18 protein-coding genes, 3 pseudogenes and 1 riboswitch are annotated in these 18,950 nt (G+C 45.2%); of the genes and pseudogenes, 11 read left to right on the top strand and 10 right to left on the bottom strand.

Translation table 11 applies throughout. The features are described 5' to 3' along the window. Positions 1 to 70: 70 nt before the first annotated feature. A complete protein-coding gene (gene pnp / locus A3CS_RS0104475; protein WP_026161176.1) occupies positions 71 to 2,200 on the bottom strand; it encodes a polyribonucleotide nucleotidyltransferase in 2,130 nt (709 codons plus the stop codon). A gap of 293 nt (positions 2,201 to 2,493) precedes the next feature. On the opposite strand from pnp, the gene nanQ reads away from it, so the two are divergent. Beyond that, the gene (nanQ, locus tag A3CS_RS0104470) at positions 2,494 to 2,964 is read left to right on the top strand and encodes an N-acetylneuraminate anomerase (protein ID WP_005547536.1); all 471 of its coding nucleotides are present in this window, start codon (positions 2,494 to 2,496) and stop codon (positions 2,962 to 2,964) included. A gap of 473 nt (positions 2,965 to 3,437) precedes the next feature. On the opposite strand, the gene ampD is transcribed toward nanQ, so the two are convergent. Beyond that, the gene (gene ampD, locus A3CS_RS0104460; protein WP_005567973.1) at positions 3,438 to 3,992 is read right to left on the bottom strand and encodes a 1,6-anhydro-N-acetylmuramyl-L-alanine amidase AmpD; all 555 of its coding nucleotides are present in this window, start codon (positions 3,990 to 3,992) and stop codon (positions 3,438 to 3,440) included. A 121-nt stretch (positions 3,993 to 4,113) separates the two neighbouring features. Here ampD and A3CS_RS0104455 point away from each other — a divergent pair, with 121 nt between their 5' ends. The 10 genes and pseudogenes from A3CS_RS0104455 (at position 4,114) to A3CS_RS0104410 (ending at position 12,081) form a co-directional block, all read left to right on the top strand. Beyond that, positions 4,114 to 4,566, top strand: coding sequence for a pilin (locus tag A3CS_RS0104455; RefSeq protein ID WP_005586498.1), 453 nt, complete (start codon positions 4,114 to 4,116; stop codon positions 4,564 to 4,566). Between the two features lie 26 nt (positions 4,567 to 4,592). Further along, positions 4,593 to 6,002: a GspE/PulE family protein gene (locus A3CS_RS0104450; RefSeq protein WP_019518272.1), complete on the top strand. Its 1,410-nt coding sequence runs from the start codon at positions 4,593 to 4,595 to the stop codon at positions 6,000 to 6,002. Further along, complete coding sequence (locus A3CS_RS0104445) at positions 5,995 to 7,218, top strand: type II secretion system F family protein (protein ID WP_005567968.1); 1,224 nt, start codon at positions 5,995 to 5,997, stop codon at positions 7,216 to 7,218. Before A3CS_RS0104450 ends, A3CS_RS0104445 begins: the two co-directional genes overlap by 8 nt. Further along, positions 7,215 to 7,904, top strand: a complete 690-nt coding sequence (locus A3CS_RS0104440) for a prepilin peptidase (protein ID WP_005547547.1) — start codon at positions 7,215 to 7,217, stop codon at positions 7,902 to 7,904. Before A3CS_RS0104445 ends, A3CS_RS0104440 begins: the two co-directional genes overlap by 4 nt. Positions 7,905 to 7,953: 49 nt before the next feature. Next, positions 7,954 to 8,577: a dephospho-CoA kinase gene (coaE, locus tag A3CS_RS0104435; RefSeq protein WP_005547548.1), complete on the top strand. Its 624-nt coding sequence runs from the start codon at positions 7,954 to 7,956 to the stop codon at positions 8,575 to 8,577. Beyond that, positions 8,567 to 8,784 (top strand): annotated as a pseudogene (gene yacG, locus A3CS_RS0104430) (DNA gyrase inhibitor YacG). The gene coaE and the pseudogene yacG overlap by 11 nt, the downstream one beginning before the upstream one ends. After that, positions 8,784 to 9,056 carry a GNAT family N-acetyltransferase gene (locus A3CS_RS0104425; protein ID WP_005547552.1) on the top strand — a complete coding sequence of 91 codons (273 nt, stop codon included), beginning with the start codon at positions 8,784 to 8,786 and terminating at the stop codon, positions 9,054 to 9,056. The pseudogene yacG and the gene A3CS_RS0104425 overlap by 1 nt, the downstream one beginning before the upstream one ends. Positions 9,057 to 9,197: 141 nt before the next feature. Further along, positions 9,198 to 9,346: riboswitch (glycine riboswitch) on the top strand. A 106-nt stretch (positions 9,347 to 9,452) separates the two neighbouring features. After that, on the top strand, positions 9,453 to 10,826 hold the full coding sequence (locus tag A3CS_RS0104420; RefSeq protein WP_005547554.1) for an alanine/glycine:cation symporter family protein: 1,374 nt from the start codon (positions 9,453 to 9,455) through the stop codon (positions 10,824 to 10,826). Positions 10,827 to 11,054: 228 nt separating this feature from the next. Continuing rightward, on the top strand, positions 11,055 to 11,378 hold the full coding sequence (raiA, locus tag A3CS_RS0104415) for a ribosome-associated translation inhibitor RaiA (RefSeq protein ID WP_005540708.1): 324 nt from the start codon (positions 11,055 to 11,057) through the stop codon (positions 11,376 to 11,378). 148 nt (positions 11,379 to 11,526) lie between these two features. Further along, the gene (locus A3CS_RS0104410) at positions 11,527 to 12,081 is read left to right on the top strand and encodes a DUF5358 domain-containing protein (protein ID WP_019518271.1); all 555 of its coding nucleotides are present in this window, start codon (positions 11,527 to 11,529) and stop codon (positions 12,079 to 12,081) included. Positions 12,082 to 12,358: 277 nt separating this feature from the next. Here A3CS_RS0104410 and A3CS_RS1000000112525 read toward each other — a convergent pair. The 8 genes and pseudogenes from A3CS_RS1000000112525 to A3CS_RS0104375 form a co-directional block, all read right to left on the bottom strand. Then, positions 12,359 to 12,521: pseudogene (locus A3CS_RS1000000112525) on the bottom strand (phosphoribosylformylglycinamidine synthase subunit PurQ); the annotation flags it as partial. A 175-nt stretch (positions 12,522 to 12,696) separates the two neighbouring features. Next, entirely contained in the window at positions 12,697 to 12,996 is a 300-nt protein-coding gene (fis, locus tag A3CS_RS0104405; RefSeq protein WP_005540710.1) for a DNA-binding transcriptional regulator Fis, read from the bottom strand. Continuing rightward, positions 12,990 to 13,973 (bottom strand): tRNA dihydrouridine synthase DusB, encoded by a 984-nt coding sequence (dusB, locus tag A3CS_RS0104400; RefSeq protein WP_202903454.1) that lies wholly within the window; start codon positions 13,971 to 13,973, stop codon positions 12,990 to 12,992. Before dusB ends, fis begins: the two co-directional genes overlap by 7 nt. A 310-nt stretch (positions 13,974 to 14,283) precedes the next feature. Continuing rightward, entirely contained in the window at positions 14,284 to 15,168 is an 885-nt protein-coding gene (prmA, locus tag A3CS_RS0104395; RefSeq protein ID WP_005547565.1) for a 50S ribosomal protein L11 methyltransferase, read from the bottom strand. Between the two features lie 12 nt (positions 15,169 to 15,180). Next, a pseudogene (gene fic / locus A3CS_RS01000000110870) lies at positions 15,181 to 15,706 on the bottom strand (protein adenylyltransferase Fic). An 18-nt stretch (positions 15,707 to 15,724) separates the two neighbouring features. After that, on the bottom strand, positions 15,725 to 17,161 hold the full coding sequence (gene panF / locus A3CS_RS0104385; protein WP_005547568.1) for a sodium/pantothenate symporter: 1,437 nt from the start codon (positions 17,159 to 17,161) through the stop codon (positions 15,725 to 15,727). Next, on the bottom strand, positions 17,158 to 17,430 hold the full coding sequence (locus tag A3CS_RS0104380) for a YhdT family protein (protein ID WP_005547570.1): 273 nt from the start codon (positions 17,428 to 17,430) through the stop codon (positions 17,158 to 17,160). Before A3CS_RS0104380 ends, panF begins: the two co-directional genes overlap by 4 nt. Before the next feature lie 23 nt (positions 17,431 to 17,453). Further along, complete coding sequence (locus A3CS_RS0104375; RefSeq protein WP_005588498.1) at positions 17,454 to 18,896, bottom strand: surface lipoprotein assembly modifier; 1,443 nt, start codon at positions 18,894 to 18,896, stop codon at positions 17,454 to 17,456. Positions 18,897 to 18,950: the final 54 nt, after the last annotated feature.

Genomic DNA, 18,950 nt, shown 5'->3' with positions numbered 1-18,950 from the left:
AAAGCATGGGTCTGCTTGTTGAAAAGTAAATGTTACGACACATGCGCCGTAACATTAATCCTAAACTAAATCACTCCTGTTCAAAAAGGTTGTCGGCAGGTTGTTGAACAGTATCTTGTTTAGGCACAAGGTCTTTCATAGTTAAACGGATACGACCCTGGCGATCGATTTCGACCACTTTCACCATCACTTCTTGTCCTACTTGTAGATAATCGCTCACTTTTTCCACACGTTCTTCAGCGATTTGTGAAATATGAACTAAACCTTCTTTGTTACCGACGATTGCCACAAACGCGCCAAAATCCGCCAAACGGATGACTTTACCTTTGTAAGTTGCGCCGACTTCCACTTCGGCAGTGATGTCTTCAATGCGTGCCATTACATCCTGCACTGCATTTTTATCTACCGCAGCAATTTTCACCGTACCATCGTCATCAATATCAATGGAAGTGCCGGTTTCTTCGGTCAGCGCACGAATAACCGCACCGCCTTTACCGATAACATCTTTGATTTTCTTCGGATCGATCTTCATAGTGTAAATACGCGGTGCAAAATCGGAAATATCCGCACGTGGTGCCGGAATCGCTTGTTCCATCACGCCAAGAATGTGCATACGCGCACTTTTCGCCTGATTCAGGGCAATTTGCATAATTTCTGCAGTGATGCCTTCAATTTTGATATCCATTTGCAACGCAGTCACGCCTTCACGGGTACCGGCAACTTTGAAGTCCATATCACCTAAGTGATCTTCATCGCCAAGAATATCGGAAAGCACTACAAATTTATCCTCTTCTTTCACCAAACCCATGGCGATACCTGCTACTGCCGCTTTAATCGGCACACCGGCATCCATTAAGGCAAGAGAAGCACCACATACGGACGCCATAGAAGAAGAACCGTTCGATTCGGTGATTTCGGATACCACACGAACCACATAAGGAAATTCAGCCAAAGTTGGCATAACTGCCGCCACACCGCGTTTTGCCAAACGACCATGACCGATTTCACGACGTTTCGGTGAACCGATCATACCGGTTTCACCCACGGAGTACGGCGGGAAGTTATAGTGGAATAGGAAGTGATCGGAACGTTCGCCGGTCAATTCATCAATAATTTGCGCATCACGCTCGGTACCTAAAGTCGCCACCGCCAAGGCTTGGGTTTCACCACGGGTAAAAATCGCGGAGCCGTGGGTACGCGGTAATACGCCGGTGCAAATATCCAATGCACGCACGGTGTCAACAGTACGGCCATCGATACGCGGTTCGCCTGCGATAATGCGGCCACGCACGATTTGACTTTCAAGTGCGGTGAAAATATCAATAATTTTACCCTCGCTGACCTCTTCGTCTTCAGCGGTGATTTGTGCAATCACATCCGCTTTAATAGCATCGATTTGCTCATAGCGGGATTGTTTTTCGGTGATACGATAGGCATCGCCTAAACGGGCTTCCGCCAACGCTTTCACTTTGTTAATTAACGCCGTGTTCGGTTCAGGCGCAACCCAATCCCAACGCGGTTTGCCCGCTTCGGCAACGAGTTCTTTGATGGCCTCAATGACCACTTGTTGTTGCTGATGACCATAAACCACCGCCGCCAACATTTGTTCTTCGGTTAAAATATCCGCTTCGGATTCCACCATTAACACGGCTTTATCGGTACCCGCCACCACTAAATCCAAACGGCTTTGTTTTTGCTCGTTCATGGTTGGGTTTAGCACGAATTGACCGTTAATAAAACCCACACGCGCTGCACCGATCGGACCATTAAACGGCACACCGGATAAAGATAACGCGGCGGACGCACCGATCATTGCCACTAAATCCGGGCTGATTTGCGGATTTACCGATACCACGGTGGCAACCACTTGAATTTCGTTGAAAAACCCTTCCGGGAATAACGGACGAATCGGACGGTCGATTAAACGGGCAATTAAGGTTTCGCCTTCGGACGGACGACCTTCGCGTTTGAAGAAACCGCCGGGAATGCGACCGGCGGCATAAGTACGCTCTTGATAATTAACGGTCAATGGGAAGAAATCCTGACCTTCTTTCACATCTTTTTTAGCAACCACAGTCACGAATACGGTCGTATTGTCCATGCTTGCCATGACCGCTGCGGTTGCTTGACGGGCGATCGCACCGGTTTCTAAGGTTACGGTATGTTGACCGTATTTAAACTGTTTAACAATTGGATTCACAATGTTTTCCTTTTTGCAAATAAATAATAACGATGTTTTATTTTCCAATTTGCGACTAGCAAAAATAATCTTAAAACCGACCGCACTTTCATTGGCTACCACGCAGAAAATTACTTTTGTTAGCCGCACGCTAATTCAGAAAATAAAACCGGTACATTATACTAGGCTTTTGCCCCCTTGGGTAATTTTTTTAATCAAATCATATTTATCACTACCCGCCTTGACACACCGGTGATAAAATTTTCCTCGTATTAAATAAACACATCAAAAATAACAAATGAAAGGAGAACATCATGATTATAGGAGATCTTACCCGCGCAGATGTAAAATTAGGCTTACCGCCCGTTATTGCACAAATCTGTGACTATTTAAACGGCTTGGACTTAACCGCGTTAACCAACGGACGCCATAACATTACCGACCAAATTTACATGAACGTTATGGAATTTGACACCGCCCCGGCAGACAGCAAACAAGCGGAACTGCACCACAAATATTTAGATGTACAAGTATTAATCAGCGGCGCCGAAAGTATTGATTACAGCGTGACCCACCCTGATTTAAACCAATACACCGATTACAACGATGCCGACGACTATCAACTTTGCCCGATCATCGAACAGCAAAATACTCTAACCTTAAGGCCGAAAATGTTCGTGGTATTTTATCCGTACGAACCGCACCGCCCGGGTTGTAACGTCAACGGACAAACGGTTAAATTAAAAAAACTGGTGGTGAAAATCCCCGTGGCGTTAATCAAATAAATCATTAGATACCTCAAACCCATTCTTGAGGTATTTTTTGTTACTCACCGACTGTACATAAGTTTGTGGATAAATTTCGGAAAACCGTAAAATAATCCGTGAGCCGTTTTTCATGTCCCATTATGCGGGGGGCATCTGCCTATCAATGTTCAAATCTTCAGCAAAAATAATCGGTCAGCCACTCCATTCATTTTCCTTAATATTTTTTGCACAAATCCTGTTTAGCAAATAACCAACGAATTTTTCACTCAATTTGACTTGCCACATTTTTAACCCCCTTGTGAGTTATTCAGCATTTCTGTGGATAAAATTGTGTTTTAGCGGGGGTATAACTTGAAATAAATCCCATAAACTCCCTATGGAGTGAAATCAGAAGAAAAATTTCCTTTATTCATCAATCAGCTGCTAAAAAAACAACGGCATTTTTCTGTTAATGAAAAATGCCGTTTTATACTGTATATTTATTGTTCAACTCATAAATGTTGCAAATAACGCTGCCAATCGAAATATTGTCCCGGATCGATTTTTCGCCCCGGCGACACATCACAATGCCCTACAATGCGTTCTTTGGTAATCCGCGGATACGCCTGCATAATTTGTCGGGTTAAGCGTTGTAGCGTGTCATATTGCTGTGTGGTAAACGGCTGTTCATTGCTACCTTCCAATTCAATGCCGATGGCAAAATCATTGCATTTTTCCCGTCCTTCAAAATAGGATAGTCCCGCGTGCCACGCGCGGTCGTTAAAATTCACATATTGCGTAATGCGCCCCGTGCGCTCAATCAAACAATGTGCCGACACCCGCAGCAGACTGATTTCCTGAAAATACGGATGTGCCTGTGCGTCCAGTTTACCTTGGAAAAAATCATCAATGTAACCGCCGCCAAACTGTTCCGGCGGCAAACTGATGTAATGAATAATCAACAGGGAAATGTCCTGCGGGTCGGGGCGTTGGTCAAAGTGAGGAGAAAGCACCCGTCTTTCATCAAGCAACCAACCGTCTTTAATTTGTCGTTGTTTTTCCGTCATAAGATTTTCTTTTTGCGATCGGGATCCCATAAAAGTGCGGTGGAATTTTACGGTGTTTTTTACCTTAGGCAAAATGCCCGCGCCCAATTTGGCACACATTATTTTTTACAAAGGTATTTTTATGAAAATTCAATCCGCGTTTATTTCGCTAAAATTCGTTAAAAAAGGGTTTACATTAATCGAATTAATGATCGTCATCGCTATTGTTGCTATTCTCGCCACCGTAGCCGTACCATCTTATCAAAATTACACTAAAAAAGCGGCGGTTTCCGAATTATTACAAGCCTCCGCCCCATTACGTTCCGAAGTGGAACTCTGTATTTATAACACCGGTAAGGCTGAAAATTGTAGCGGCGGACAAAACGGCATTCAAGCAGATGTTGCAGATGCTTCGAAACAAAAATATGTGAAATCCACTGCGGTCAAAGGCGGCGTCATCACCGTTACCGGCAAAGGCAGTTTGGATAAAATCAGCTACACCCTTACCGCTTCGGGCACGGCTGCCAGCGGGGTCAGCTGGAACGCCGCCTGCGGCAATAATGCCGACATTTTCCCGGCAGGTTTCTGTTCTTAATCACTAACGCAGCGGGGCAATGATCCATGCAAAATCCGATGGCGCAAGGTTATTTGATTCACAGCCAAAATCACGGGGACTTTACCATTGCGCCCGAGCTATGGCTTAAAAATCAGCAACAACAAACCGTCCTGTTGCGTTATCTCGCCCTGCCCTTAGCAGAAAACGGGCAGACCTTGTGGCTAGGGTTAGACTCGTTAACTAACCTGAGCGCCTGTGAAGCCTTTTCTTTTCTCACCGGCAAAACCATTGAGCCGGTATTAATTGAAAGCCAAACGCTAAAAACCGCATTGCAGGATTTATCCCCGCGCGTCGAAAAAGTCGAAGAAAATCAACCGCTCTTTTATTCCGCACTGTCACAGGAACAGCCGACACAACCGTATGACGAACCGATTATTCGGCTGTTAAATGATATTTTTGAAAGCGCGACGGCACAAAAAGCCTCCGATATTCATCTGGAACCGCAAGCAGACTGCCTGCAAACCCGTTTTCGCATTGACGGCGTGCTGCAGGTGCAAAACACCGTTCCCTTATCCATAGCGAGCCGACTGATTTCTCGTTTAAAATTATTGGCAAAACTGGATATTAGCGAAACCCGCCTGCCGCAAGACGGACGCTTTCAGTTTAAAACGACGTTTTCCGACACGCTGGATTTTCGCCTTTCCACCCTTGCCACCCAATTCGGTGAAAAAGCGGTCCTGCGTTTGCAACAAAATCGTCCCGTGCAACTGGCATTCGGTGAACTGGGCATGACGGAATCACAGCAACAGCGTTTTCGTCGTGCCTTGAGCCAACCACAAGGCTTGATTTTAGTCACCGGTCCGACAGGCAGCGGCAAAAGTATTTCTTTATATACGGCGTTGCAGTACTTAAATACGTCTGAAAAACACATTATGACGGCGGAAGATCCCATTGAAATTCAGCTCCCAGGCATTATTCAAAGCCAAGTGAATCACCCTATCGGCTTGGATTTCAGCCGATTGCTTCGCACCTTTTTACGTCAAGATCCGGACATTATTATGTTAGGTGAAATTCGTGATGAAGAAAGTGCCGCCATGGCATTACGCGCCGCGCAAACGGGGCATTTGGTGCTTTCGACGCTACATACCAACGACGCCCCTTCCGCCATTTCCCGCCTGCAACAACTCGGCATTCAACGCCATGAAATCGACGGCAGTTTGTTGCTGGTGATCGCCCAACGTTTGGTGCGCAAACGCTGCCAAAAGTGCGGTGGAAATGCCACGCGTTTTTGCGATTGCCATCAAGGCTACAAAGGGCGTGTCGGGGTCTATCAATTCCTGCAACCGAATTTACAACATCCGCAGGGCTATGAAACGGATTTCGCCGATTTAGGCCAAAGCGCTTTAGAAAAACTCAAAGACGGCACAACAGATTTAACCGAAATCCAACGGGTGTTAGGACAAACTCATGATTAAATTGAAACTGTTTCAATGGCGCGCCGTTAATCGACTACAGCAAAAACAAAAAGGCTTAATCGTGGCGGAAACGGAGGCGATGGCACAACAACAGCTGCTTTCATGCGGGTTGCAAAACATCAAATTACAACAAAACTGGCAATTTAGCCACAAACCGAAAAATGCCGACATCTGCACGCTGCTTTCCCAACTGGCGACGCTGTTACAAGCCGCCGTGCCGCTGAAAAACAGCCTGCAAATTTTATTGCAAAATTGTACCAATATTGCGTTGAATCGCTGGCTACGCTGCTTGCTACAGGAGATTGAAAGCGGCTTAGCATTTTCTCAAGCATTGGAACAACAAGGTTTATACTTAACCTATCAGGAACGCCAACTGATTCAGGTGGGTGAAATGACAGGCAAACTTGCCGCCGTTTGTCATGAAATCGCACAACATAAACAACAGGCGCTGGCGTTGCAGCGTAAAATTCAGAAAATCCTGCTTTATCCGTTGCTGGTGCTCGGAATCTCATTGATTTTGACCGCACTTTTATTGCTGTTCATCGTGCCGCAATTTGCCGCCATGTATGACAACAGCAACGCGCAACTGCCCGTGTTCACGCAGGTTTTACTAGCCCTTTCCCAAGGCTTGCAGGGTTATTGGTTCGCGCTGCTCATGTTTATTGCGCTGACCGTGGCGTTAATTCGCTTTCGCCTCAAACATTCGCCTTGGCTTAACCGACAAAAAAACCGGCTGATTAACAGTATTCCGCTACTTAATCGTATCGTACAACTCTCCCGTTTAGTGGGATTCAGTCACAGCTTGTTTTTGATGTTACAGGCAGGTATTCCGCTGAATCAGGCGCTACAATCTTTCCTACCGAAACAACAAAGCTGGCAAACTAAACCGCAGCAGCAAGGGGATTGGCTGCTTATTGCGGGAGTGCAATCGGCACTGCATTGGATTCAACAAGGCTATCCGTTCTCCGCCAGCGTAAGCGGACAAATCTTCCCGCCGGCGGCACAACAAATGCTGCAAGTCGGCGAACAAAGCGGTCAATTGCCGAAAATGCTGCAATTTATCGCCAACGATCATCAGCAACAATTGGATCACCAAATCGATCTACTGTCACAAATGCTGGAACCGTTGTTGATGGTAATTATCGGCGGGCTGATCGGCTTGATTATGCTCGGTATGTATTTACCGATTTTCAACATGGGCTCGCTGGTACAATGATGTGGCTACTTTTTTTGCTTGGTGGCGCACTATGCGGGTGGCGTGTTCATCGTTATGTAGAACATTTCGCCGATAACCTCAGCCGCGAGGTTCATGCCGCCTACACGGAAATTTACCCGCAAAACCCACCGCACTTTACAGCGGAAAAGTCGATTCTGAAACCGCTTAAACGGCATTTTTCCGCGCCCCTTTACAGCCTTTTATTCACCTTGCTGTTCATTATTTGTTATGCCATCAATGAACCGTTACAAGCCCTATGCTTTGCCCTTTATGGCGCCTTATTAATTGCCATTTCCCTAGTGGATTGGCACTATCGCTTGATTTCACCCGCCTTATGCCAAGCCTTGTTTACCCTCGGTTTAGGCGCGGCATACTGGCAAATCGGCACATTAACATTGGAGCAAAGCCTGCAAAGTGCGGTTGTTTTTTTCGGTGTTTTTTATGCCATCTACCACGCCGCAAAATGGTACTACCGACAAGAAGCTCTCGGACGCGGCGATTATTGGTTGGCACTGGGCTTAGGCGTTTTTCTCCCGGCACACCAATTTCCTGTTTTTTTATTCCTCGCCTGCTTTTTCGGCTTACTTTATGCTGCCTACGCCAAATACCAACATCGCACACTCAACGCCGTGCCTTTCGGTCCCTTTATGTCCCTAGCCGGCGTGGTCTGTTTATTGCTTAATTGATGTCATGAACGTATGATCGTCCTATCATTGATTAAGCAAAGGAAACAACATGACTTATGTGGTCGGGTTAACCGGTGGGATCGGCAGTGGCAAAAGCACCGTTGCCGATTTGTTTGCCGAACTTGGTGTGTCGGTGATTGATGCGGATGTGGTGGCGCGTCAGGTGGTAGAAAAAGGCTCGCCGTTATTGGCAGAAATCGCTGAACATTTCGGCGAGGAAATTTTGCTTGCCGACGGTTCACTCAATCGCACCGCCTTACGGGAGAAGGTGTTTGCCGATGAATCGCAAAAACAGTGGCTGAATCAGTTGTTGCACCCCGCCATTCGTCGCGAAATGTTAAAACAGTTGGCAGTGCAACGTGCGCCTTATTGTCTTTTTGTGGTGCCCTTATTAATTGAAAATAAATTGACCGCACTTTGCCAACGGATTTTAGTAGTGGATGTGAGTGAACAAACCCAACTAGAACGGGCAAATCGGCGGGATAACAATCAGTTGGCGCTTATTAAAAATATTATGCAATCGCAAGTCAGCCGTGCGGAACGCTTAAAGTACGCCGATGATGTCATTAATAATGACGAGGATTTAGCCCGAAACCTGCCTCAACTGAAGCAAAAAGTGCTAGACTTGCACCACCTCTATTTACAATTTGCGGAGATATTTAATGAGCGATGAAACCTTTACCGTGCCCTGCCCTGCCCTATTTGCTACAAAACAGTGGTTTGGTCGGAGCAAAGCCCTTATCGTCCGTTTTGCAGCAAACGCTGTCAATTAATTGATTTAGGCGAATGGGCGGCGGAAGAAAAAGCCATTCCATGCGAAACCGCCGATTTTGCGGCAGACGGTTTGTTAAACGAAGACAATGATTGGGTAAAACACTAATGCACATTCAACACGAGCAAAATGCGGAACAGGGTGCCTTCTTTATTTTAGACGAGCAACAACGGCGCATTGCCGAACTCACCTATTTTTTCATTGATGACAACACCATTAACGCTGACCACACCTATGTGTCGGAAGCGCTGCGCGGGCAAGGCGTGGCGGATAAGCTATATCAGGCGTTAGTGGAATTTATTCGGGAAAAGCAACTCAAGCTCAAACCGACCTGTAGCTACATTGCAAAAAAATGGCAGCGCGACCGGGCGCATGGTTGAGATCTTGACATTATCTTGTTAAAATCCACCGCACTTTATGTGCAAACATAAATTGTTCGGACGAAGGTAGCTGGAGAGCGGGGAATCGACCCCACGCCGACGAGGTAAAATCTTTCAGGCGCGATGGCAGGGACTGTTACTGGAAGAACCCTTGGAGAGATCCAAGGTACTTTTAAAGCGTTTACTTTCAAGGTAACGACTTTTTAAGTGCTAATGGACGCCGAAGGCGCAAAGAAGCTTGATTCCATCAGGCTTTTCAAACGCTCAGGCAAAAGGACAGGGGCAGGAGATATTCGGTTAGCGTTAACTCAAGGCAATTGGGTTAATTTTTCATTTTGTTGATCCGCAACATTCTTTTCGCCTCCTTGTAATTTGGTTATTTACGAGGAACCTCAAATGTCATTAGAAGGCGTTTTATCTGCAATAAATACTTTCGTATGGGGACCGCCCCTACTCATTTTATTATCCGGCACGGGATTATATTTAACCCTGCGTCTGGGCTTCATTCAAATCATCCAATTGCCGCGCGCATTGCGCTATTTATTTAAACGGGATTCCGGTTTGCAGCAAAAAGGCGACGTGTCCTCTTTCGCCGCGCTATGCACTGCCCTTGCCGCCACCATCGGCACGGGAAATATCGTGGGCGTTGCCACTGCCGTACAGGCGGGCGGACCGGGTGCGATTTTCTGGATGTGGTTGGTGGCATTGCTCGGCATGGCGACCAAATACGCCGAATGTTTACTGGCGGTGAAATATCGCGTGAGGGATAAAAACGGCTTTATGGCGGGCGGTCCGATGTATTACATTGAGCGCGGTCTCGGCTTAGGCTGGCTGGCGAAGCTGTTTGCCGTGTTCGGCGTGCTGGTGGCATTTTTCGGCATCGGTACTTTCCCGCAAGTAAACGCCATCACCCACGCTATGAACGACACCTTCAGCATTCCGATTCCTGCCACGGCGGCGGTTATCACTATTTTAGTGGGCTTGATTATTCTCGGTGGGGTAAAACGTATCGCCTTGGTGTCCTCTTACATCGTGCCGTTTATGGCGTTATCTTATGTCGCCACTTCCATCGTCATTATGCTGTTAAATTTAGAAAAAATTCCGACCGCACTTCAGTTAATCGTTCATAGCGCTTTCAATCCGGAAGCAGCATTGGGCGGCGCGCTGGGCTTTAGCGTCATGAAAGCCATTCAATCGGGCGTGGCGCGGGGGATTTTCTCTAATGAATCGGGCTTAGGAAGTGCACCTATTGCCGCCGCTGCCGCGCAAACCAAAGAACCGGTGCGTCAAGGGTTGATTTCCATGACCGGCACGTTCCTTGATACGATCATTGTCTGCACCATGACGGGCATTGTGTTAGTACTTACCGGCGCATGGCAATCGCCCGGCATGGAAGGCGCCGCCGTCACCAATTTCGCTTTTTCAAGCGGCTTAAACTCCTCTGTCGGCGCGACTATTGTGACCATTGGCTTGTTATTTTTCGCTTTTACCACGATTCTCGGCTGGTGTTATTACGGCGAACGCTGTTTTGTGTATTTGGTCGGTATCAAAGGCATTAAACTTTACCGCGCCGTTTTCATTGCGTTGGTCGGCTGCGGGGCGTTTATTCAGTTAAATCTCATTTGGATTCTGGCGGATATCGTCAACGGTCTAATGGTTTTCCCGAATTTGGTGGCGTTAATCGGCTTACGTAAAGTGGTGATTGAGGAAACCAAAGATTATTTTACCCGTTTGAAAACCAACCAACGCGACCTGGATGAAATGGCGTAATGTGATGATGTAAAAGCGGATATTAAAAAACAATATCCGCTTTATCATAACAATTTTGGTTCACAAAAAAGGTTTCTTTTTTCAATTATCAGACCCAGATCATATTTTTCGGATTTTCTCCTCCAACCATCAAAAAAAACCTTGAAAAGTCCAATCAACATAACTATGTTGTAACTAAGGATTTTAACCGGGTCTTCGACCCATTCACAACAATAAGAGGTAAATGCTATGACATTAAATATCACAAGCAAACAAATGGATATCACCCCTGCAATCCGCGCCCACGTTGAAGAACGACTCAGCAAACTGAAAAAATGGCATACCCAACTGATAAATCCTCACTTTATTTTAAATAAAACCCCTAAGGGCTTCTCTGTTGATGCTTCCATCGGCACCCCGTTCGGCAATCTGATTGCCAGTGCCGAAGAGGAAGATATGTACAAAGCCATCAACGACGTAGAAGAAAAATTGGAGAGACAGCTCAACAAGCTACAGCATAAGAGTGAATCCCGCCGCGCAGAAGAACGCTTAAAAGATTCGTTTAATGAATAAAAAACACCCGTGAAAATGACCGCACTTTAGAAGTGCGGTTTCTAATTTTCTCCCCCTTCTTGTCCTTTCCTATAAACAAACCATTTATCAATAGATAACTTATTGCTAGAATACAGCTTCGCTTTCTTTAAATTCATAAGGCTAAGGAATGTTAAAAAAAGTTATTTTTTCTGTAGTTACATTACTATTAGTCGGATGTGCAGACGATCCTATAACACCAATCCCGGGAGAATTTGCCGGCGCCGATTATCTACTATCTGACATTGATGCAAAACGTTGGGCTTTTGATAGTAAGCAAGCAGAACAGTGTATTTACCCTAATTTAACCCGAATACAAAAAGAACATTTTTCTCGGGAAGATACTTATATTTATTCTCAATACATACTCTTATATCCATTAGAAAACATCATCGGAGAAAAATACTTAAAAATAATTCAAAATGATGAAAAATCTATGTTATACGCTACTTATCAATATAAGAAATTTAAATTTGAAGAAGTTGAGTATTTAGATCATTTTAAATGCCAAACCTTACGCACTAATGCCCGTGATGATTTAGATGTAGTTAAAGGTAAATATAAGAATGGTGTGATTGAAGAAAAGAAAACCGAAGGTGGAGAGAATTCGGATCAAGGGGTTGCTACCAGTGAAAATAGATTCTTCTTTGATATCATAAAATGGGGTACTACATTGCTACTCTAATATTCCGGAAAAACCAAACGTACTTCAGGAAGCAGGAGTACGTTTTATTGTGATGCCACAAAAAAGCTTATTTATTCAATAACAAACCTATCATAGGCTACACGCAAAATGTGAAAAAAGTAAAATTGAAGAACCTTCCCACAACGGCCGAGAAGTTATCGGCTTGGAATAACCCGCCTAAATCTAAAGAAAAACAGTTATAGCGAAAACTATCAGTACTTTTGTATGTGAAAAATGTAGTTAGAAATGACTGTGGTCTAATTTCTGTATACGTACGTGGCATCATGATGTCGATGCGGCCATTGGTGTTGGAAAGGACTGATACCAAGGACGGATCCGTTCGGGTTTGCCGAATGCTGTTTGTTAGGTTAAGGTGGTTGTCGTTGTACTGTACCACGATCAAGTTTTGATTGAAGTGCGGTCAGTTCTTCCTGCGTTTTTTCGTCTAGCGATTGGTTCACATCAAGCTACGTTCAATGCGCTACCCCGTTTAGTCCGCAGTTATGAGCGATGTAAATGGCTTTAGGAGACTAGGAATAAATACTCGATACACGGGTTCACAATAAAAAACCCTTGTCAACAGGACAAGGGCGATAGTAAAAAATGAGTTAAAAACTAACCCATACCGTATTTTTTTAATTTTTTACGCAATGTACCGCGGTTAATACCAAGCATTGTCGCCGCACGGGTCTGATTACCACGGGTATATTGCATCACCATATCTAACATCGGATGTTCAACTTCTGCCAAGACCAATTCATAAAGCTCATTCACATCTTGACCGTCTAATTGAGACAAGTAGTTTCTTAAAGCCTGTTTTACCGAATCACGCAGAGGTTTATTGGTTACTTGTGACTGAGAATTTAATACTGAAACCGTTAACGCTTCAGCCGGATTGCGTTGTTGTTCTAACATTGTTCTATCCATGTAAATATTAACTTAAAAAATTGTTCTAACGCGTGTAATTGCTCTTTAGCGGAGGTTAGCGCATTAAAACGTTGCTTAAAAACAGAATCGGGGTGAATATCCTGTAAGTACCAAGTGATATGCTTGCGTGCGATGCGATACCCTTTTTCTTCGCCGTAAAATCGATGAAGATCGCGGATATGCTGCAAAATCACACTACATTTTTCTTCTAAACTTGGTTCCGCAACGATCGAATGTTGCTCAATTAAGCCGACCACCGTTTGAAACAACCAAGGTCGCCCCAATGCACCACGTCCGATCATTATGCCGTCCGCCCCCGTGTAATCGAGAACGAATTTGGCTTGTTCGGCAGAAGTTATATCGCCGTTGGCAATCACCGGAAGGGAAACATTTTGCTTCACCGCTTTAATGGAATCGTATTCCGCCACACCTTCAAATTTACAGGCGCGCGTACGACCATGCACGGTGAGCGCTTGAATTCCGCTTTGTTCTGCGATTTTGGCGATTTCTACACAATTTCGATTTTCCATATCCCAACCTGTGCGAATCTTCAAGGTTACCGGAACCTTAACTGCTTTCACCACAGCCTCAAGAATCCGTCGAACCAAGTCAGGATATTGCAAAAGGGCGGAACCCGCCATTTTACGATTCACCTTTTTTGCTGGACAGCCCATATTAATATCGATAATCTGAGCGCCGTATTCCACATTCACTTGAGCGGCTTGCGCCATTCCATCAGGATCGGAACCCGCGATTTGTACGGCATTAATCCCTGCTTCTTGGTGATGCGCCAAGCGCAGTTTCGATTTCTCGGTATACCATACCTGTGGATTGGTTGACATCATTTCGGAGAAGGTCAAACCTGCACCATAATTGGCGCAAATTCGCCGAAAAGGCAAATCGGTAACACCTGCCATAGGAGCCAATAAAATGCGATTTTTTAATTGATAAGAACCAATGCGCACCGCGACCCCACTACTTTCCGGCAACTTGACCAAATGCCCTTGCCAACCGACAAGGTGGGCTATCATACGCACTTTTAGGGCGTTTGAAAAGTGTATTTTTTAGACAATCTGTAATTTTTTTTCATTCTTTTAACTTCGTCAAATTTCTGAAAAAAAATCATAAGAAAGGCTTGACATTATCCATAAATTTTATATGGATTTTGAAGTAATTGAAGGGGGAAAACAAAAAGTGCGGTGATTTTTTTCACTGTTTTTCAGCGCTTGAAAACACCGCTAAAAACCACCGCACTTTTATGTCATAGGGCATGATTCAACATTTCAGCTTGCCCGTAATCCGACACCATTCTTCACGTTCTGCCACCAGCGCCAACACAAAACCCTCGGCATAAACATTGCACACGGACTGCGCCTGGGTTGCCAGAATACCCGATAAACCCAAATCACCGTTCGGTTTCACCAATTGGCTAATCACGGGATAAAGCTCTTTTAACGGACCGGCGAGAATGTTCGCCACCACTACATCGGCGTTTAAATCCGATGGTCTTTCATCAGACAAACACAGCTGCAAACGATCGGCGACGCCGTTTTGCTCTGCATTATTGCGACTTGCCAGAATCGCCTGCGGATCGATGTCAATACCCACCGCACTTTTTGCCCCCAGTTTCAACGCCGCAATGGCAAGAATGCCGGAACCGCAACCGAAATCAATCACAGTTTTGCCTTGCAAACCTAAGCCGTCCAGCCACTCCAGGCATAACGCCGTAGTCGGGTGGGTTCCCGTACCGAACGCCAGCCCCGGATCAAGCATCACGTTTACTGCTTTAGGATCAGGCACTTCACGCCAACTCGGACAAATCCACAAGCGCTTGCCGAATTGCATCGGGTGGAAATTATCCATCCATTCACGTTCCCAATCTTTATCTTCGATTTGCTCGATTTTATAAGCGGCATGATTGTCCAAATACTTTGCCTGTTTAAGCTGCGTCACCACCGCGTTCATGTCGGTTTCCGCATCAAACAAAGCAATCACATCCGTATTACCCCACAAACGGGTTTCCCCCTGCAGCGGCTCAAAAATCGGCGTGTCCTGACTGTCCATAAAAGTCACTGATACCGATCCGATTTCTTCTAAGAAATCACTGAGTTGCTCTGCCTTTTCGTTAGTACTGTTCAGGCGAATTTGAATCCAAGCCATACTTATTCCTTATTATTTCCCGTAACCTTCGTAATAATAAGATTGCTCAATACCTTTAAAAATCATCTCACGGTTATTCACATCATCAGTCAAATTACTTTGTAATAAAAAGCGAATTTCCAAATCATTAATCGGACTGCGCTCCATAGCTTGTAAATACAACGTTTTATCTACATTTTGCCAATTAACCACTTTGCCTAAGTTTTTCTTTAAAATTAAATCTAACCAAATACGGGTTGAACGTCCATTTCCTTCCCAAAACGGATGCGCAATATTCATTTCCACATATTTAACTGCTTTCGGGCATTTGCTCTATTTTCCCTAACGCCTCCTTTAAATAAAGCGAGTTGGCAAAACGAAAATTTCCCTTGGAAATATTTTGTTCCCGAATCACGCCGGCAAACTCATACAAATCTTGAAATAAATAGCGATGAATCTGCTGCAATCCCCGCGTAGTTCCTACTTCCATTTGATGAATATCACCCGTTTCAAACAAGCGGTAAGCATTTTCTAAACTTTGCTGATCTGTTTTTTTCATTGAATTCACCCGTTATTTTCACCGCACTTTATCAGCAATTCCTCCTATTTTATTTCCCACCAAAAACGCCGCCAAACCGAACACCAGCGCCGGGACAATAGGGTTGAAGCCGAATAATTTAATGCCGAATTGGGTGAGCAAAATAAATGAGATTAAGCCTGCTAACATGGAGCTGATCGCGCCGTAGGCATTGGCTTTATCCCAATATAAGCCGAATATGATGGCCCACAAAAATGCCGCTTCCAACCCACCGAAGGCAAACAGATTCAGCCAAATGATCATATCCGGCGGATTGAGGGAGGCGAAGATTAAAAGTGCGGTCAAAATTAACGTAATTATTGAGGAGATTCGCCCGATACGTTTTTGATTTTGCGCCGCCTGTGGTTTTGTCGCTAAATATAAATCCTTCACGAAAATGGAAGAAGATTGAATCAGCTGCGCATCCACCGTAGACATGATTGCCGACATCGGCGCGGCAAGGAAAATGCCCGCGACGATAGGCGGTAACACTTGTAACATTAGGCTTGGAATGACTTTGTCCGACACTGTTAAAGCCGGCACTACAACACGACCTAATGCGCCCGCCAAGTGCATACCTAACATAACCACCGTCAACACAATAGTGCCAATAAGCATACCGCTGTGCAAGGCTTTGCTGTCTTTAAATGCCATGCAACGTACCGCCGTGTGCGGCAAGCCGACCACACCAAAGCACACCAAAATCCAGAAGGACGCCATGAATTGAAAATCCAGCATGTCGTTCGGTCCGTACGGGCTAACCAGACTTGGGTCGATTTCAGTTAATTTTTTGACCGCACTTTCTATGCCGCCCACCTGATAAATCACACCGACCAATAACACAATGGTGCCTAAAATCATCACTGTGCCTTGGATGGTATCCGTCAGTACCACCGCGCGGAAGCCGCCGACAAAGGTATAAATCCCCACTGTCAGGGCAAAAATCAACAAGGCTTGGGTATAAGGAATGCCGATGGTAGTCTCCAATAAACGGGCGCCGCCGATAAACTGCACGGTCATGGCGGCAAAAAAGGCGATAAGCAACGCCACACAGGCAATCCACACTAAATATTTGTTTTTGTAGCGATACAGAAGCAGATCGTTGATTGTTAAAGCGTTGGTTTTGCGGGAAAGTAATGCGAATTTTTTCCCCAAAGCACCGAGCGCCAACCACACTGCCGGCACTTGAATCATGGCAAGCAACACCCAACCCAAGCCGTATTTATACGCGGCACCCGGTCCGCCGATGAAAGAACTGGCACTGGCATAAGTGGAGGCGGTGGTCATGGCGAGCACAAAGCCCGTCATAGAGCGGTTGCCCACATAATATTCGGAAAGAAAATCGCCGCTTTTTTGGCGTTTAACATAAGCGTAAATCGCCGCGCCGAATACAAACGCCAAGTAAATCACTAACGGAAAAATGATGCCTAAATTCACTGTTTATTCTCCGTCATGTTTTGCGTTTGGGATTCCACATCCAACGGAATATCCTGAAATACAATTTTAATCAGCCAATATGCCACCACAATAAACAGAATCGGCAGATAAATACAGGCAAGTTCAAACCACAACGGAAAACCCATAGGACCGTGCGTACCTTTTGGCAAATACGCGCATAAGCACCAACCGACCACATAAAGCAGCGTTAAACCCAGCGACCACCGCGCTTCTTTCGTGGCTTGTTTATAGCGTTGTTGTAAATCCATTACATCATCCTTCATTGAAAACCTTAAAAAGTTTTGCTCATTTCTAAATAAATCCGGTTTTTATCATAACGATAAAACGGATGATTGCTGTCGTTTTTTTGATACGACCATGTTAATTTAGGAGTGATGCCCAAAAAGTACAGGTTACGATGCCATACAGTAAGTGCGGCTTGATATTCGTTGTTTTTTTGGCGAATGCTAAAGAAATCAATGTTGTTATAAGTTCGTCTGGCATAGGCAAGGGAAATGCGGGTAGAAATGCCCAACGGCCATTCCTGCACCCAGCCCAAACGAAGATTTTTACGCTGATAGGCATTATCGCTATCACGGGTATTTTCGCGGTTGTAATCCACCCCGGCAAACCAATATTGCCCGCTGTAAGGCAGGAATAACAAAGTGTTCGACCACAAATAATTATTGCCGCTTAAATGTTTGCGCTTCACATAACGCTGTTCGCCATACTCAAGTGCGGTGGAAATTTGCCACATTTTATGAAACCAATGGCTTAATTCAAAACGTACGCCGGAATTTTTAGAAAATTGCTTCATAGCATCACTGCCGGAAGATCCGCCGGAATACCAACGACGTTCGGCGAAAGGCAACAACACCACTTCGGTATTTGCCGTTTGATAGCCCAAGCCTGCCCCGATACGGGCGTTGAATTCGTTATATTTCTTGTTATCCCAATAATATTTGCCTTGTCCGTCCCAAATAAATTTGGCGAAAACATTTTTTGGCAGCGACCATTTCTTTTCACTACTGAGATAATAAGAAAGCCCGTGTGCCGATTCGCGTTGCCACGCCTGCCAGCCACCGATACGTGTACCCGCTTTTGGTGCATTACTGACGTTCGATTCATTTAAAAAACTAATACCGCCGCTGATTCTCCATTGATCACGTTGGTTGATCGCCGTTAAATACTGATCGATCACGTGCTGCGATTGTTCATCATTCACTTCCGCACGGAGTTTTTGGAACTGATCTTTTGCTGCTTCGTTATCATTATTCAAAAATAACGCGTGCGCTAATTGATAACGCAACTGCAAAATATCGGGACGTTGTGCAAACAAAGTGCGATATTCCTGCACCGCACGGGAATAATTCCCTTGTTTGGTCGCTATAATGGCCTCCGCCCAAGCTAATAAAAATGGATCCTGCTGTGGCAGATTCTGGTATAACGGCAACAGCAGTTCCACCGCCTCCGTATTATTCTGCAGCACCGCCGGAATCAACCCGCGAATAATTAAGTCAGGATGCTTTGCCAGCTCTTCTTTGGTGATGGAAAGGGTGTGCTTATTATCGCTACTCTCTGTTTGCACCGGCTGCGGTTGCGCAAGCTGAGGCTTCGCCACTTGAATACGCTCTTCCGGCAAATTATTTCTCGGTTCCGGTCTCTCTTCGGCGTAGACCATACTTGTTGCTGCAAGCGACAAAGCAAAAAAGAAAAAAGAATGGTTAAGTTTCATTGCGTATAAATTTGTAGAAATGAATAAAGCAAGCCGTAGCTTGCTTTATTCTAT

The sequence above is a fragment of the Aggregatibacter actinomycetemcomitans DSM 8324 genome (genome assembly GCF_000372365.1).
GTDB lineage: Bacteria > Pseudomonadota > Gammaproteobacteria > Enterobacterales > Pasteurellaceae > Aggregatibacter > Aggregatibacter actinomycetemcomitans.
Note: the sequence above shows the minus strand (reverse complement) of the source record. Positions and strands in the feature narration are given on the sequence as shown.